This window comes from Blautia sp. NSJ-175, assembly GCF_022867815.1.
GTDB classification, from domain to species: Bacteria; Bacillota; Clostridia; order Lachnospirales; family Lachnospiraceae; genus Blautia; species Blautia celeris.
Genome location: NZ_JALIFQ010000001.1, coordinates 235,679 through 251,263, shown reverse-complemented (window position 1 = coordinate 251,263; position 15,585 = coordinate 235,679). Strand labels below are relative to the sequence as shown.

Here is a 15,585-nt window from a genome sequence, read left to right as displayed (position 1 = left end):
TCATTCTCCCGATATATGTTAATCGACCATCACTATCTTTCTGCCCTGAATATCCAAAACTTCCCCATGCACTCCATATACCTCCCAGATTGCTTTCCTGTCAAGCACTTCCTGTTTCCCATAGCGGCAGACTTCGCCGTTTTGCAATAACAGGAATCGATCGCAGAACCGCAGGGCCAGATTCAGATCATGGATCACTACCATTGCTGTAATCTGTCCGTTGCCGCAGATATCCTTTACCGCCTGGAGTACCTGATACTGGTTCTTCAAATCCAGGCTGCTGGTTGGTTCATCCAATAGCAGTATTTTGGGCTGCTGTGCCAGTGCCCTGGCAAGCATTACTTTTTGTCTCTCACCGCCGCTGAGCTCATTTAAAAACCTGCCTCTCATGTGCAGCAGATGAAGGGACTCCATAACCTCATGGACAATTTTATGATCCTCCTGTGTAAATCCCCACCGCATATAAGGCCTGCGTCCCAGCATTACCATATCATGCACTGTGATCTGGTTATTAGGGACGGTCTGCGCTACAAAGGCAATTCTCTTAGCTACTTCTTTTGCAGAAAGGTTCAGGATCTCTTCACCGTCCATGACAACACTTCCGCTGTCCGGAAATATGATTTTATTAAAACATTTCAGCATTGTACTTTTTCCTGCACCGTTATTTCCCAGGATCGCGAGGAAACGGCCTTCTTCCAGCCGGAAACTAATGGACTTCAATATTTCCGGACCGCCCTGATAATGATATCTCAAATCTTTTATCTCTATCATTCTCTCGTTCTCCCCTTAAACAGCAGATACAGAAACAGCGGTGCTCCCAAAAAGGACGTGATCGCTCCTATAGGAAGAATCACAGGGCTGATCACCGTTCTCGCAAAGAGATCTCCCAGGAGCAAAAGAGAACTGCCGGCCAGAATAGACCCGGGGATCAGATATACATGATTATTCCCAACCACTCTGCGTACAATATGAGGTGCCACCAGCCCTATAAAATTTATCAGGCCAATATAAGATACGATGACTGCAGCAATAAAGCAGCAGACTATCATATTGATCATAGTCACTCTCTTGACATTGATCCCCAGACTGACTGCTGTTTCCGTGCCGCTTAAAAGTGCATTAAAGTCCCATCTGTGCAGTATAAAATAAATGCAGCCGATCAGAGATACTGCTGCCATGAAGCCGATCTGCCCCCAGGAAGCACTCCCCAAATCGCCAAAAGTCCAGAAAACAAGAGCAGCCAGCTCCACTTCATCGGCAAAATACTGCAGAAGGGTTGTAGCACCCGTGAACATGGCACTGATCGCAACGCCTGCCAGTACAATGGATTCTGATGATACCTGACGAAATTTTGACAGTGCCAGGATCACAAGGGCAACCGCCATACTCCCCGCAAAAGCACACAGGGGAATCATTACACTACCGCTGACGGCGGTGCCGGCTCCAAGCGCAATGATAGCAAATGCTGCACCAAACCCCGCTCCCTGAGACACGCCCAGTGTAGACGCTGACGCCAGTGGATTATAAAGGATTGACTGAAGAATGCATCCCGTCACACCCAGGCCTGCGCCGGAAACCACTGCCGTACAGATTCTTGGCAGACGAACATTTCTCACCACCACATTTATCTTATTATCCTGAGCTTTATTAAAAATCCCCCGCATCAAATCTCCAAAAGGCGTATCATAAGATCCTGCCCACAAGGATAATATGACAGACAATACAAGCACCAGAGACAGTATTCCTAAAAATAAAATACTCCGTATCTGTTTTTTGCGGTATGCAGGATCCCAGCTATTCCTGTCCGATCTGGATCTGCCTGAATTCATAACCGTTCTCCTTAAGGGTCTCATAAAAATCTGTTCCCAGCAGAGTATTGAAGATTTCATCCGCTTTTTTTGCTGGATCTATATCCGAAAATTGTTCCGGATATAAAACGCTCGCTGCATAATAGGTGTCTGCCAAAGCTGTCTCCAGATTAGACGCGCTGGAACGGAAGGATATCTGAGAATATACTTTTCCTTCCTCCACTGCTTTTAACTGGCTGTAGTATTCAGGATTAGAGGAATAATGTTCCTTGATCAGGTCTAAACCGTTAAAATCCACAAAAAGCACATCTGGATTCCAGGCAAGTACCTGTTCCAAATCCACGTTAAAAGGGCCCTTCTGCCCCGTCTCATCTGCCATATTTTTCGCGTTGATCGCTTTAAAGGGGCCATATCCTGCTTCTGTACCTTCAAACCCATGAGCGCCCTTATAGCTTACACCACCCACGTATACGGAAGGTTTATCCTCTTCCTTTACATCCTTTGTGCGGCTTTCCAGGTCTTTTTTGACAGTGTCCATATACTTTGTCAGCTCTTCCGCACGTTCTTCTTTTCCATACACTTCCCCCATAATACGGAAAGTCTCATATGCTCCCTCATCCATCATTTCATCACTGCCGGGAACCAGAACAACAGGAATCCCTGTTTTTGACTGTATCCCATCCACATCTGCATCATCATAGGCAGACATCATGATCACGTCAGGATCTGTCTCTATAATAGACTCCAGATAATGTTCACCATTATTTCCAATGACCGGAATATCCGCGAACAGATCATAATTCACATAATTATATGGGCGGGAAATAGATTTTTCCTGTTCGTAGTCCTCTACCCCTATCACCAAGTCCTGTGCCTGCATATAACAGGTATAGCGAAGTGTACTCACATTAAGGCATACGATACTCTCTACCTCCGCCGGTATTTCCACCTCACGTCCTGCGCTGTCTTTCACTGTCCTGGTCTGTTTTTCCTCTGGCTCCTGCTTTGCTGTATCAGAATCCTTCGTCGAGCTTTCGTCTTCTGCCGCCGCACCGGATTCTGTCTTCGACGCTTCCTGGCTCCCTTTCGCCCCGCCGCATCCTGTCATGATCACAGATAACATCAGCGCACTTATCAGAACCTTTTTCCATTTCATTTGTAATACCCTCCCGTTTCTTTTCTCTTAATTTATACATAAACAAAATGCCCGTTTCCCCAATCCTTCATCTCCCCATTATCATGCCTGGCCGTTCCCCCGTATTCCAGCAGCTTTTTATTCCTTTCAAAGACCGGGTCAGGCACCGGTATGGCGGACAGCAAGGATTTTGTATAGGCATGCAGCGGATCATGAAAAATATCTTCCGTCCTGCCCATCTCCACGATCTTCCCCTGATACATAACAGCAATGCGGTCCGAGATATACCTCACCACAGACAGATCATGGGCGATAAATAAAAAAGTGCTTCGATGCTCTTCTTTTAAATGGTAAAACAGATTAATGATCTGTGCCTGAATAGAGATATCCAGGGATGCGATGGGTTCATCCGCCAAGATCAAATCCGGTTTTACTGAGATACTTCTGGCAATTGCCACTCTCTGTCTTTGGCCCCCTGACAGCTCATTGGGGTATTTGTCGCAGTATGAAGCGTCTAGGCCCACATAGGAAAGAAGCTGCTGCACTTCCTCATGGATCTGTTTTTTTGTCTTCCAGACATGGTTTACAACTGCCGGTTCTGCTATGATCTCCTCCGCTGTCATACGGGGATTTAGAGCTGCGGCAGAATCCTGGAAGATAATCTGCATATTCTTCTGTACATCTTTTTTATCAACAGCAGATATTTTTTTGTCTGAAATTTTCCGGCCTTTAAACCATACCTCACCTTCCGTAGGCGGATATACCCCCATAATGGTTCTGGCTATTGTGGATTTACCGGAACCTGATTCCCCCACAATTCCGAACACTTCACCTTTTTTTATCTCAAAACTGATTCCGTCCACTGCTTTGACTGTGTAATCTTTTCTCAGCTGAAAATGCTGTTTCAGGTCTTTCACTTCCAGAATTCTATTATCTTTCATTTGCTGCTCTCTCTTCCCTGAAAATCTGCGGGGGCTGAATCTTCGGCGCCCTTTTATCAAGTAGCCATGTAGCCGCACTGTGAGTCGGCGACACCTGGAACATAGGAGGCATCTCTTCATAGTCTATAGCCAACGCAAATTCATTTCTCACAGCAAACGCATCCCCTTTCGGCGGGTCCAAAAGCATGGGGGGCATTCCGGGAATGCACTTCAGGCCCTCACCTTTTTTTGCCAGAGACGGCAGGGCGGACAGCAATCCCCAGGTATAGGGATGCCGCGGATCATAAAAAACCTCCTCCGCTTTGCCCACCTCAACCAGTTTTCCGGCATACATGACTGCAACACGGTCCGCGATCTTTGCCACGACACCAAGATCATGGGAAATGAACACGATGGATAACCCCAGTTTGTTTTTTAATTTAAGCAGCAGATCAAGGATCTTTGCCTGTACCGTAACATCCAGCGCTGTGGTTGGTTCGTCCGCAAACAAAAGCCTCGGCTTTAAGGCCAGCGCAATGGCAAGCACACACCGCTGCCGCATTCCCCCTGAAAAATAATGGGGCTGCAGCATATAGCGGTGCTCGGCATCTTCAATTCCTACCAGATCCAGCATCTCAACGGCTCTTCTCTTAGCTTCCTCCCTGCTTACACGCTCATGTTTCAGGACGGCCTCCATGATCTGTTTTCCTACGGGCATTGTGGGATTCAGGGTAGTCATAGGGTCCTGAAACACCATTGACAGTGTTGTTCCCCTTAGATTACGCATATCTTTTTCTTTATAATCCGTAATATCTGTGCCGTCTACCAGAATCTTTCCGCTCTTAATTCTCGAATTGCCGGGAAGGAGTTTTAAAACCGACTGGCTCATCACCGTTTTTCCGCAGCCGGATTCTCCTACCAGGGCCAGGATTTCTCCCTCCTGAACCGTAAGAGACACATCTCTGACCGCCTGTACTTCTCCTTTCGGTGTATCAAAACTCACCGACAAATGTTCAAGCTCCAACAATGCTCCCATAACTTATATCCCCTATCTGCTGATTGTCCATTCCTCAATATTCCACATAACACCGACCGCGTGGTGTCCGAGGATCCTTGTGTTGTCCAGACCTTCTACGCCCTTTACTGCCACATAGTTACCGTCCAGATATGCGATCAGGATCTGTCCGGGATTTTCCGCGTAAGCAACCTCAAAATCCTGATATGCTTTTTTACGCTCCTCCGGATCTTTTGCGTGACGTCCGGCTTTTAATAATTCATCTACTTTCTCGTTAGAATATGCCATAGTGTTTTCACTGGCATCCGTAACGAATTGTTTATACAGTCCATCCGGATCAAACTGGGATGCGAAGCCTGCTAAAAAGCCGTTGTATCCTGATTCCCAATCAAATTTTGTCACCAGTTCCACCTTTAATTCCACACCGGCCTTTTTCAACTGCTGTGAAACGATGTTCTCAATATCTACACGCTCTTCCTCATAATCACGTACCTGGATACTAAAGGAGAATTTCTGTCCGTTTCTTTCGTAGATTCCGTCATCGCCCTTTTTCCAGCCTAGTTTGTCCATTTCTTCTGAGAACTTGTCTAAATCATAGCTATAGATATCAGCCGCTTCATTTCCGCCATAAGGGTTAACCTGAAGAGGACTGTAAGCCGTAAAACCATGACCGTTCAATACACTGTCCACAATGGATTGTTTATCGATTGCATAGTTCAGAACTCCTATGGAGTCTCCGTTCTCTTTCCAGAAATCCGTACGGAAGTCACAGGACACAGAACGGTAATCTGCAGTCTTAAAATCATAGTTCGTATAATTATCATTACCTCTGAATTCGTCTGCATATTTAGCATTTAACCAAGCCAGATCAGCTTCTCCGGACTGCAGCATTGTTGCTTTTGTGCTTTCTACAGATACGGTTTTGTAGACAACACGGTCAATATTCGGTACTTTATCATAGTAATCTTCATTTTTTTCCAATGTAATACTGCCGCCTGCGGTATCCCATGAGACGAATTTGTACCTTCCTGTTCCCACCGGTTTCTGATTAAATGGGGTTGTATTGATATCCTCTCCCTCCAGCAGGTGTTTTGGAAGGATACCCATGGTAAAGTTGTCCAGCATAGCCGCATTATATTGTCCCATTGTAATGACAACCGTTTCCGCATCCTCCGCTTTTACCTCTTTGATGTCCTCATAGTTACTGGTTATGCTTGCTGTCAGGTTTTCATCTTTTGTCAGCAGTTCATAAGTGAAGACAACATCATCCGCGGTAAAAGCTTCCCCATCATGCCATTTTACACCTTCTCTTAAATGAAACGTATATGTCATGCTTCCTTCATCGTATTCGTAACTCTCAGCCAAATCCTCCACAGGTGCGCCATTCGCATCATATTTCATTAGTCCTGAAAAGATGATACTCGGAAGTTCATCATGGTTATTCAGAAGCGGATTGATCGTATCTTCTGATTCTCCTGCATAAACCAGAGTATTTGACAAGTCCGATTCATCTTTTGCAGGCTCTGCATCTTTTTCTGTCTCCTGCGCTGTTCCTGCCGTTTCTGCCTCTTTCTGCTCTCCACCCTGGGAATTCCCGCATCCTGCCAGCATGGTACATACCATAGCTGCTGCCAGTAATAAACTTGCTGCTTTTCTTTTCATTTTCCTTACTCTCCTTATAAATTACTTGGTTTTTTATTTGTTTCCTTTCGGAAATAATTACCGATATTTGTTATGCAGATCAATGTTGTGATCAAAAACAGGCCCGGTATGATGATGACCCACCATGTATTCAGCAGTAACGCTTTATTTGCCAGTGAAAGCATACTACCCCAGGAAACCACATCCACCGGAAGCCCCAATCCCAGAAAACTCAGCGTGGACTCCATGGACATACTGGTGCTGATACTGGACACCACCACAAACATGATCGCTGACACAAAGTTGGGAATCAAATGCTTTTTCATGACATGCCCAAAGCTGCTTCCCATACATCTGGCAGCCAGCACATAGTCGCTGGAACGGATCTGCCTGACCTCACTTCTGACAATACGGGCAAGTCCGAACCATCCGGTCACGCCTATCACCAGAGATATTTTTACAATGTTCTGTTCTCCTGTGACGGATACAAACAGGAGCACCAGCAGCAGTGACGGGATGCTGTTCAAAAGCTCCGCCACGCGCATCATCACAGCATCTATGGCCTCACTGCACATACCGCTGACACATCCGTATGTAATGCCTATCACAGTAATGATGACTGTGCTCAAAAGGCCGATCAGTATGGAAGCCCGTCCGCCGTACCAGATCATGGAATATATATCCCGCCCCAGAGAATCCGTTCCAAAATAAAATTCCTTTCCCGGGACCTGGTTCAGATTCTGCAGATAAAAATCACTGGGGTCATGGTTGTATAATTGTTCGGCAAAGAGGCATCCCCCCACAATGATCACTAAAAGTATAATGGAGATAAAGGGTTTTCCTTTTATCCACTGCCGAAATGTCTGTTTTTTCATCTCCGGTACATGCTGTCTGTAATCAGCACCTACAATCCGGAAGCCATCACTCCTTACTTCCATGACGCTACCTCCGCTCCTTTCATTCTCGGGTCAATCGCCTCATTGACAAATTGGGCTATAATACTGCTGGTTATGACCAGAACACCTGTAATCAGTACCAGAAGCATGAGGAGATTATAGTCATGATATTTTGCGCTTTCCACAGAGAGCGCCCCCAGGCCCGGGTAATTGAACACAGCCTCAGCGATATAAGTACCGCTCAGAACATGTGGTATGGAAATCGCCATAATACTTACAATAGTGGGGGCCACATTCCTCAGACAATGGAACCATAAAATCTGATTTTTTCTTATCCCTTTCATTCGTGCCAGCAGCACATAATCCTTCCGCACTTCATCCAGCAGCTTATTCCGGATCATATAGGCGTAGTACCACAGATGACTCAGGATCATAACGATAAGCGGAAGTATCATATGACGGATACGATTGCCGATATCGTTTGCTTTACCGATGTCATACGCACCGCTGCTGGGCAGGATATGGAGATTGATACTGAACACCAACACCAGGACAACCCCCAGCCAGAATGGGGGAATATAGTACGCTGCTGTACCCACTTTACAGATGACACGGTCTATCCAGGTATCTTCAAACCGGGCACAGAACATAGCCAGCAGGATTGCCAGTAAAAACACAAGTATGTATGCCGTTCCCCCTAAAATAAGTGTATTGCTGATAAGCGGCTCAACTACTGACATGGCAGGCGTCTTATATTTTAAAGACAATCCGAAATCTCCCTGAAACGCGTTCTGCAGCCACCTGACATACTGCACATGTATCGGTCCGTCCAAACCAAGACGTATCCTTGCCGCGTCCTGCTCCTCCACCGTCATAGATTCCACTGCATCACCGTAAAAAGACTGCAGCGGGTCCCCCGGTGCCAGCCGGGCAAAATAGAACACGATAACAGACAATAAAAACATTGCGCCCACAAAACCCAGCAGCCTTTTCCCGATCTTGATCAGGAATTGCTTTTTCTTTTTCATTTTCTATCCCTTCTTTTATCCTTTATTACAGAGGTCCTTTTATTTATACCGCTCAGTAGATTCAGTACCTTTAAAGTATAAACTTCAATTTTATATTTCGGAAGCCTCCCCTATGGTTATAATTTTTTTTGCTTTTTTCGCCCTTTTCTTCCACGATTTTGAATAAGTAAAACCCTATCCCGGGGTTAATAAATATATTTTAATCGTCTTATATAAAAAAGAATTACTGTCACTTTTTTCTAAAGCTTTGCTGCCGCAGCCGATTTAATCGTACACGGCGGGCCCTTTTACAGATAACTGAATTATTACAACAAAAATTGTTCGATGTTTTCAGCATACCTCATAGCAAATACTTTGTGATTGATAGTTTTCCACTTACCGTCTGTAAGTTTGGAAGAGCAAGATACTGCCATTCTTTCCGCTCTTACGGTGTTGATTACGGAAAGAATATGATATAGCACAACAAGTAAATTTAAAATTATTCCAGCCTTAACGTCAGAACCGGCTATCTGCCAGAAACGCCTTGACAATCCGGGCATCTTATCTCATAATATCAAATACACATACCCCTAATAGTACAAAAAAGGAGGTGTAGTAGTATGAAACAGTGTATGGATGCCGATAATCTCCACCGCCGTTTAAAAAAAATCATCGGGCAGGTTCAGGCAATCGACAGAATGGTGGATGAGGATGTACCCTGTGAAGATATCCTCGCTCAGATAAATGCCGCCAAATCAGCGCTTCACAGAGTCGGCCAGGTTGTTTTGGAGGGCCATATCAATCACTGTGTTAGAGACGGAATCGAACACGGTGATGCTGACCAGACGATTGCAAACTTTACAAAGGCGGTGGAACGCTTTGCCAATATGATCTAAGGAAATAATACCCTTGAAAACCAGTCATCGGAAATGGCTGGTTTTCTTTTTTTGCCTTGACAGCCTATACCCCTATAAGTATACTATACATATACCCCTACAGGTATTATTAGAGAAAGGAGCATTACAATGAAAAAGTTAGAAGAACTGTTAGAATGGGGAGGGACCAAACGCGATATCATCTTTCTTGTTATCTCCGGACTTGCTCTGCTGGCAAGTATTATCCGCTTTAACCCATTTCCCTTTCCCTCTGCCTGGATTGCCATTCTCCTGTGCGGTGTTCCCATCATTCTGGAGGCAGTCATAGGGCTTATTACAGCTTTCGATATCAAAGCAGATGTACTGGTATCCATCGCACTGATAGCTTCCCTGATGATTGGTGAAAATTTTGCTGCTGGAGAAATTGCATTTATTATGCAGCTTGGGGCGCTATTGGAGGATTTAACTGTAGCAAGAGCAAGGGCGGGTATTGAAAAACTTGTTCATCTCACCCCGCGTACCGCACGGAAGGTAACTGGCTCCTCGGAAGAAATCATCCCCGCAAAACTGGTACAGGAAGGTGACATTCTCCGTGTCCTGCCAGGTGAAACCATTCCCGTGGATGGTGTCATTCTATCCGGTCAGACATCCATTGACCAGTCTGTCATGACCGGGGAATCCCTTCCTGTGGATAAAGGAAGCGGAGACCAGGTTTCCAGCGGAACAGTCAATCAGTTTGGTTCTTTTGATATGAAAGCAACAAGAGTCGGGGAGGACAGTTCCATTCAGCGGATGATTCGACTCGTCCAGTCTGCGGATGCCGGAAAAGCCAAAATTGTAGGGTTTGCTGACCGTTTTGCAACCTGGATCGTGATAATCGCACTGACCGCAGCAATACTGACCTGGCTGTTCACCGGGCAGTTGATCCGTGCCGTTACCATTTTAGTAGTCTTCTGTCCCTGCGCACTTGTACTGGCCACACCCACAGCAATTATGGCTGCCATCGGCAACGCAACCAGACACGGTTTTCTGGTAAGGGAAGGGGATGCCCTGGAGCGCCTGGCGGATGTCTCCCATATTACATTTGACAAAACAGGGACCCTTACATACGGGACACCACAGGTTGCTGCTGTGAGGAGCTTCCTGCAGGATTTGTCTGATCAGGAGCTCTACGGTTGTGCCGCCTGTGCGGAACTCCGTTCAGAGCATCCTCTCGGAAAAGCTGTTGTACAGTGTTATAAAAAGGAAATACAAAAAGAACTGCCGCAGCCTGAACAATTTCAAATGCTTCCCGGACGTGGTGTACAGGCTGTGGCTGACGGACGTGAAATTCTGGGGGGAAATAAAGAGCTGCTTGCCCAAAAGTGTATTTCCATCCCCGAATATGCGGCAGATGAAGCCCAAAAGTATCTGAATACCGGATGCACCATCATCTACTTTGCTGTCAATCATATTTTTTCCGGATTTATTGCGCTGGCTGATACCCTTCGTGAAGATGCTGCTGCAGCAATCAGTGGAATTAAGGAATCCGGCTTCACACCGGTCCTGATGACAGGAGATAATGAAAACGCAGCCCACCATATTGCCCGACAGCTTTCCATAGATGAAGTCCATGCCGGCTGCCTTCCCGAAGATAAACTAAACTGGATCCGTACTTACCAGGACAGCAAAAATCAGGTATGCATGATAGGGGACGGTATAAATGACGCACCTGCACTGAAGATGTCCGGCGTGGGAATCGCCATGGCAAAAATAGGAAGTGATATTGCTGTGGATGCTGCTGATATTGCACTGATCAATGATGATATTAAAGAACTCCCCCACCTGCTTCTTCTGGCGAAACACATGATGCTGGTTATTAAATGCAATCTTACTTTTTCTCTAACGTTAAATTTTGCTGCTATCATTCTGGCAATCACAGGAATTTTAAATCCCGTGGTAGGAGCACTTGTTCATAACACCGGGTCAGTGATCGTAATTGTCAATTCTGCATTTTTATTGAAGTGGAAGAAACAAAGCTGAATTCCCCGGCCCACTCAAATCACTTTTTCGCTGCTACCACAGCAATGATCTCATTGATAACCGCTGCGGCCGCTATGGTTCCCTGGACGATCTTCGTACACTCCGGGGCCGGGGTGGCAAGCACGGAAACAACAATTCCGGTGAAGACAAGGGACACGCCGGAATGAAAACCTTCCTGCCAATAAAAAAAGCACAGACAGATTTTTACAATCTACTGTACTTTTCTTACATAAAGCCCAGGGGCTAAATTACAACAAAATTCTACATCTTGAAGCCTGAACTTATCTACTAATAATTCAAAGCTTTTTTAGCTGATCATCAAAGAAGTCCTTCCAACATATATTTACTAAATGTCTGTAATCGCAAAACAAACAATACATTGCATATTACAAAATTCCATAAACTATAAGAACGTCAGGAATATCTTTAATAACAACTATGGAGATTCAAGAAAATACTGAAACATATTTTTCCCGAACAACCATTGTCTGCAAAGATAGCGGATATGAACGCATTAAGCAATTCCGTTTATACTACCAATACCGGTGCTGAAGTCTATACAATGGAGGTATACATAATTTATTCCCAAATTTGTTCAAACTCATCTATAAATTTTCGATTCCCATAGCGATAGCGGTATTGCTTAGGAGACATTTTTGTTCATCTCTTAAATATCTTACCATAATAGCTCTGGGAACAGAATCCAAAATAATAAGCTATTTCTTCAATTAGAATAATTTGAATGATGTTGGGGGCGAAACATAATATTTTGCCCCCAACATCTAATTATTAATTAATCAACAGAACATAATGTATAAAAAATTGAACGGTCGAAGAATTCTGCTATGAATACAAAAATAATAGTTTCTGCCACAATCACGCGGTTCAAAATTACTGAAAAGGCCATCGTTATTGTTAAAATGAAAAGAGCAGGGACAACAGATTAATTTAGTTTGACTTGCCTCGTTCCTATTATCTCTTATCCTAGAAGCTAAGTATGGACAACTCCCATATTTTAAGTGATTTAATGAACATATCTTCATTTTTCATATTTCCGAAAATATACTCCATACTCCATTGCCCGCCCATAAAATATCTTAATCTGCTCATTCAAAATATATATCAACCTGTCTATATTCTGCTTATCTGCATCAGAATTCACCTTATCCTTATAGCAAAGCAATTTCCAGATCATACATTCATAATCTTTTTGACACTGTATTTCATCCTGGCAATATACTTCCTTCGACTGGCTATAAAAAGCTACTTTATAAAAAGTACATACAATATTATGAACCAGATCATATAAGTTTTCAAATAATGTACCCATACCTGATACATCATCGGCATGGCCGTCCTTTGAAGCGCTAAGAAGGTTATTATATGTCTCATATGCTTCGTTCAGCAGCTTAGATGATTCCGAAGACGGATGGGGTTCTTCAACGATAATGTTTGTTATGTATTCAGGGATCATTGCTTTAAACTCATCCACATACTCCCCTATCATCAGGCTATATACCATCTCTGCATCATCATAAGATGGTATACTCTCCCAGTCTTTCCACTCCGGTGAGCCTTTCTCATATATGTATACCTTACCCCCCATCCTTACTACAATGTTCTCATCCGGATCCAGCTTATTTATATTATCTTTATCCATATCACATTCCACCTTAATATACTTTCTCACTGCTGTATTTTATAATATTCTCATTTTCCGCGTAATAACTTGCCTTTAGCCTATACCTCCCACTGGATATCGATGTAGTCTCATACATACTGAGTGTATAGTCATTTGCTGAATCAGACCAGCTTGCCACATTAGACCAGCCACTGCCGGTATACTTTTGCAGATACAGATAAATGGAAACATGGCTTGTATTTGAAGAATAGCCGGTAACTGAAGCACTGCATTTCGCAGTACCATCCGATAACGACAAGGAAATCGTGCTGTATTTAATATTTGTGTTTCTTGGTTCGATCACTGTTTTAACATTCTCAGCATCTATCCCTGCAGATGCCTGTACCGAACGGTCTGTACCAACTAATAGGAAAACCAGCAGACAAACCACGATAAGCTTACGATTCATTTTTTTATTCATATCCTGACTCCTTTTCAATAGATTCTGCCATATGTATCAGCTGCTCCTTTGTTATGTCTTCTGAACTTGTATCTATGTAGAATACATACCCATAATCAGAAAAGATCAAAGTTTTCTCATTGTGCTTTTCAAAATAGACGGCTTCTGCTCCGTTTATCGTCAAAAGACTCTCATCTGTATTTTCATTGTCAAAACTCCCTTCCCCGGTGGAAAGTTCCTGCCGAAAACAGATCTCATGATGGCCGTCTGTATATTCCACAATGGTTGTATTGTCGGTTATATCCTTTTTAGCAATATAAGACTGCAGGGGAATGTATACAGGGAAATACCTGTCCTCTATCTCTGTCTTTTCAATATTCTCCCAACTCAAACGGATATCTGTATTGATATCATTGATATGCCTTTCCAGCATTTGCACAACTGCGTATACCGTTACGGAACTTGCCAGGATGATCAAAATAACGATACAGACGACCAGTTTAGAAAAAGTCTTTCCCCTTATATAAATGAATTTCTCAGGCAGATGCCTGGTCCTCTGTTCGGGAAACTCTTTTGAAAAATATAGACTGTCTTTTAACTCTTCTTCTCTTGGGATCGTATCGGAACGTTCGTCCACTATTATCTCCCAGACTTCCTTTATCCTTTTATCTGTATCCGGCATCTATCTTCTCCCTTAAAAGAGCTTTTCCGCGTAATATCCTTTTCTTCACTGTCTCATAAGATATCCCCATTAACATAGCTATTTTTTTCGCTGATAACTCATAAACGATATTAAGTTCAAGACATTCTCTGTAGATGAGAGGCAGGTCCAAAATACTCCTGAGCACATGTGCATACACGTCTCTTTCAAGTATGATCTCTTCCACATGCTTATAGCTGCCTGCCAGATATTCCAGTTTTTCCTCACTGATACTGATATCCCTTTTAGCTTTTCTGAGCAGATCAATGGATTTATGCCGCGTTACCAGATAGATAAAATTCCTGGTCCTGGGCGAAAGGATATCCGTGTCTATGGTATGGATATTGACAGCTAGATAAAGAAAAGACTCCTGCACTGCATCTTCCGCAAGCCCCTGGTCATTAAGGATCTGTTTGGAAATGTATAACATCCTATATCTATAATTTTCATATATTTTCAAGAATTTAAGCCGTTCTCCCTCCTCTTCAATAATTTGTACAAAAAGTAGTATCATTTTGTCCCTTTTCAATCCCTTCATGCGCATACAGTGTAATGATATAACTAACAATATAATATATATAGTAGCATCCATTTTAAACCATGTCCACATCATTTGTTCGTGTATTTATGACATTGTTCGAGTTTACGGTGCTGTTCACGTGTCAAGAAAAGCATATATAATCAGCAATATGAGATTATCACTCACATAATATTGTAGGGAGAAATATCCATGAAAGATAAAAGATGTGGTGAAAAGATAAATCAGCGGCGTAAGGAAAAAGGTCTGAAAGTGGATGAGCTCGCTGATCTGTGTCATATAAAACCAGGATATATGCGTCAGATCTTATCCGGAGATGTCCCCAGTTTATCAGTATTAGTCAATATATGCCGAGTCTTACATATTACAACGGATTACATATTTGAAATAACTGATGAAAGCGGAAAAGACGAACAGATCATATCAAGGATCAATAAATTGACGCCCAAACAAAAAAATCTGCTGCTCCACCTGCTGGACTCTTTCAACGAGTTTGAACAAGGAGATATGTGATTTTATATCGAACAAAGCAGATTTTGTTATATATATTGCTTTCCGCTTGTGTTTTATACTAAAACTAACAAGTTATATATATCATAAAAGAGGTCATAAAATGATAGATAAACGTTTTGGTAAGAAAGTAAATGAAAAGAGAAAATCATTAAATCTGAAAACTGATGAACTGGCAGTGAAATGCGGTATAGAACCTGGCTATATGAGACAGATCTTAGCAGGGCAGGTGCCAAGCGGACAGGTGATCATCAAGTTATGCGAAGTTCTCAGCCTCTCCCCCAACTATCTCTTTGATTTTGTAGAAGAAGGTGAGGATAAGGAGATACTGCAGGCACTAAATCAATTGAGCACGAAAGAAAAACAAGTGGTTCTGCATCTTCTCCATTCCTATATTAAAATGGACGAAAAATAAATCACTTTTACTGAACTACAAT

Annotated in this window: 17 protein-coding genes and 1 pseudogene; 5 read left to right on the top strand and 13 right to left on the bottom strand. The window is 43.3% G+C overall.

Annotation, left to right across the window (positions count from 1 at the left end; genetic code table 11):
- Positions 1-18: 18 nt before the first annotated feature.
- Genes MUB35_RS01230 through MUB35_RS01195 form a run of 8 tightly spaced genes read right to left on the bottom strand, consistent with a single transcriptional unit; the run spans position 19 to position 8,443 of the window.
- On the bottom strand, positions 19-771 hold the full coding sequence (locus tag MUB35_RS01230) for an ABC transporter ATP-binding protein (RefSeq protein ID WP_103732059.1): 753 nt from the start codon (positions 769-771) through the stop codon (positions 19-21).
- On the bottom strand, positions 768-1,829 hold the full coding sequence (locus MUB35_RS01225; protein ID WP_103732060.1) for a FecCD family ABC transporter permease: 1,062 nt from the start codon (positions 1,827-1,829) through the stop codon (positions 768-770). The genes MUB35_RS01230 and MUB35_RS01225 overlap by 4 nt, the downstream gene beginning before the upstream one ends.
- On the bottom strand, positions 1,795-2,964 hold the full coding sequence (locus tag MUB35_RS01220; RefSeq protein ID WP_054350561.1) for an iron ABC transporter substrate-binding protein: 1,170 nt from the start codon (positions 2,962-2,964) through the stop codon (positions 1,795-1,797). The genes MUB35_RS01225 and MUB35_RS01220 overlap by 35 nt, the downstream gene beginning before the upstream one ends.
- Positions 2,965-2,996: 32 nt before the next feature.
- The gene (locus tag MUB35_RS01215) at positions 2,997-3,884 is read right to left on the bottom strand and encodes an ATP-binding cassette domain-containing protein (protein WP_054350560.1); all 888 of its coding nucleotides are present in this window, start codon (positions 3,882-3,884) and stop codon (positions 2,997-2,999) included.
- Complete coding sequence (locus MUB35_RS01210; RefSeq protein ID WP_103732061.1) at positions 3,874-4,899, bottom strand: ABC transporter ATP-binding protein; 1,026 nt, start codon at positions 4,897-4,899, stop codon at positions 3,874-3,876. The genes MUB35_RS01215 and MUB35_RS01210 overlap by 11 nt, the downstream gene beginning before the upstream one ends.
- 12 nt (positions 4,900-4,911) lie before the next feature.
- Positions 4,912-6,540 carry an ABC transporter substrate-binding protein gene (locus MUB35_RS01205; RefSeq protein WP_054350559.1) on the bottom strand — a complete coding sequence of 543 codons (1,629 nt, stop codon included), beginning with the start codon at positions 6,538-6,540 and terminating at the stop codon, positions 4,912-4,914.
- A gap of 14 nt (positions 6,541-6,554) precedes the next feature.
- Positions 6,555-7,457: an ABC transporter permease gene (locus MUB35_RS01200; RefSeq protein WP_054350558.1), complete on the bottom strand. Its 903-nt coding sequence runs from the start codon at positions 7,455-7,457 to the stop codon at positions 6,555-6,557.
- Positions 7,448-8,443, bottom strand: a complete 996-nt coding sequence (locus MUB35_RS01195) for an ABC transporter permease (protein WP_054350557.1) — start codon at positions 8,441-8,443, stop codon at positions 7,448-7,450. Before MUB35_RS01195 ends, MUB35_RS01200 begins: the two co-directional genes overlap by 10 nt.
- Before the next feature lie 206 nt (positions 8,444-8,649).
- Between MUB35_RS01195 and MUB35_RS01190 the strand changes: the two are divergent.
- From MUB35_RS01190 to MUB35_RS01180, 3 genes and pseudogenes are all read left to right on the top strand, one after another.
- Positions 8,650-8,889: pseudogene (locus MUB35_RS01190) on the top strand (IS982 family transposase); the annotation flags it as partial.
- 153 nt (positions 8,890-9,042) lie between these two features.
- On the top strand, positions 9,043-9,318 hold the full coding sequence (locus tag MUB35_RS01185) for a metal-sensing transcriptional repressor (protein ID WP_103733111.1): 276 nt from the start codon (positions 9,043-9,045) through the stop codon (positions 9,316-9,318).
- A gap of 129 nt (positions 9,319-9,447) precedes the next feature.
- Positions 9,448-11,319 carry a heavy metal translocating P-type ATPase gene (locus MUB35_RS01180; protein ID WP_054350555.1) on the top strand — a complete coding sequence of 624 codons (1,872 nt, stop codon included), beginning with the start codon at positions 9,448-9,450 and terminating at the stop codon, positions 11,317-11,319.
- A 19-nt stretch (positions 11,320-11,338) separates the two neighbouring features.
- Here the strand turns inward: MUB35_RS01180 and MUB35_RS01175 are convergent, their stop codons facing one another.
- From MUB35_RS01175 to MUB35_RS01155, 5 genes are all read right to left on the bottom strand, one after another.
- The gene (locus MUB35_RS01175) at positions 11,339-11,476 is read right to left on the bottom strand and encodes a hypothetical protein (protein ID WP_330425188.1); all 138 of its coding nucleotides are present in this window, start codon (positions 11,474-11,476) and stop codon (positions 11,339-11,341) included.
- An 882-nt stretch (positions 11,477-12,358) separates the two neighbouring features.
- Positions 12,359-12,979 (bottom strand): hypothetical protein, encoded by a 621-nt coding sequence (locus MUB35_RS01170; RefSeq protein WP_103732797.1) that lies wholly within the window; start codon positions 12,977-12,979, stop codon positions 12,359-12,361.
- 13 nt (positions 12,980-12,992) lie between these two features.
- Positions 12,993-13,421 (bottom strand): hypothetical protein, encoded by a 429-nt coding sequence (locus MUB35_RS01165; protein WP_054350552.1) that lies wholly within the window; start codon positions 13,419-13,421, stop codon positions 12,993-12,995.
- Positions 13,414-14,082 (bottom strand): DUF4367 domain-containing protein, encoded by a 669-nt coding sequence (locus MUB35_RS01160; RefSeq protein WP_054350551.1) that lies wholly within the window; start codon positions 14,080-14,082, stop codon positions 13,414-13,416. Before MUB35_RS01160 ends, MUB35_RS01165 begins: the two co-directional genes overlap by 8 nt.
- Entirely contained in the window at positions 14,066-14,560 is a 495-nt protein-coding gene (locus MUB35_RS01155) for an RNA polymerase sigma factor (RefSeq protein WP_054350550.1), read from the bottom strand. The genes MUB35_RS01160 and MUB35_RS01155 overlap by 17 nt, the downstream gene beginning before the upstream one ends.
- A 270-nt stretch (positions 14,561-14,830) precedes the next feature.
- On the opposite strand from MUB35_RS01155, the gene MUB35_RS01150 reads away from it, so the two are divergent.
- Positions 14,831-15,151 carry a helix-turn-helix domain-containing protein gene (locus MUB35_RS01150; protein ID WP_103732795.1) on the top strand — a complete coding sequence of 107 codons (321 nt, stop codon included), beginning with the start codon at positions 14,831-14,833 and terminating at the stop codon, positions 15,149-15,151.
- 100 nt (positions 15,152-15,251) lie between these two features.
- The gene (locus tag MUB35_RS01145) at positions 15,252-15,563 is read left to right on the top strand and encodes a helix-turn-helix domain-containing protein (RefSeq protein WP_103732794.1); all 312 of its coding nucleotides are present in this window, start codon (positions 15,252-15,254) and stop codon (positions 15,561-15,563) included.
- The last annotated feature ends 22 nt before the right edge of the window (positions 15,564-15,585 follow it).